This is a genomic window from Streptomyces sp. NPDC001093 (assembly GCF_040298985.1).
Taxonomy (GTDB): Bacteria; Actinomycetota; Actinomycetes; order Streptomycetales; family Streptomycetaceae; genus Streptomyces.
On record NZ_JBEPBF010000305.1, the window covers coordinates 1 to 1,051 of the forward strand.

Below are 1,051 nucleotides of genomic sequence, written 5' to 3' on the forward strand. Positions count from 1 at the left end.
ACGGCCTCGGCGGCGGCTTCGTCGGCCTCCGCGCGCAGGGTGCGGGCCTCGGCCAGCTCGGCCTCGGCCTCCTCGGCGAAGGCGCCGGCGTCCTGGGCGGCCCGGGCCAGTTCGGTGAGGCGTCCGGCCGGGCAGCCGGTGCGCCAGGAGGCGAGCCGGGCGGCCAGTTCGCGGTCCTTGCCGAGGCGGGCGGCGAGCGTGCGGATCTCCTCGTCGCGCTCGGTCGCCCGCGCGCGCAGTGCCTGTCGTTCCTCGTCGGCGGCGTGCTCGTCGTGCATCGCCGGGTTCGGCGGCACGAGGAAGACGTCCCCGGAGGCGGCGCTGTCGGCGGGGGGCGGCGCGAGCAGAGCGGCGGCCGTGCCCACGGCGACGGCGGAGCGGGGCAGCAGGGCGGCGTCGCCGAGCACCTCGCGGGCACGCGCGTGCGTGTCGGGGTCGGTGATGATCACGCCGTCGACCAGTTCCGGACGGGCGGCGAGCACGCGCGCGTGGTCGGCGGGGTCGACGGCCTGGGCGAGATAGCGCCAGCCGGGCAGTGCCGGGATGCCGTGCTCGCCGAGGAACTCCACCGTGGCCAGGACGTCCGGACCCGGCGGCAGGAGTCCGCCGTCACCGAGCGCACCCAGGATCCGGGAGTCGTCGGCGGCGGCGGTGCGCAGCTCGAACAGGTGCCGTTCGGCGGTCGAGACGGCGTCGTCGAGGAGTTCGCGCAACTCGTCGGCGAAGCGGTCGAGTTCCTCGGGGGCGAACGGGCCGCCCTCGGCGGGGACGGCGGAGTCGGCCGTGGATCCCCCGCGTGTGTCGTCGTCCGCCTCCGTCCTCTGGGCGGGCACCCGCGCCCGGCCCTGCGCTCCCGGCAGGCTGAGCAGTTCGGCCAGCCGCTCCTCGGCGGCCAGGGACTCGGCAAGGCGCCGCTCGGCCTCGTAGGAGCGCCCGGCCGCCGTCGCGGCGTCCGCCGCGCGGGCGGCGGTCAGTTCGGCGCGGGACTCGGCGGCGGCCGCCTCGCGCGCGTGCTCGGTGGCCTTGCGGGCGGCCTCGCGGGCCGCGTCCC

1 pseudogene is annotated in these 1,051 nt (G+C 78.5%); it reads right to left on the reverse strand.

The features are described from left to right. Window positions 1–1,051: pseudogene (locus ABT288_RS50045) on the reverse strand (hypothetical protein); the annotation flags it as partial.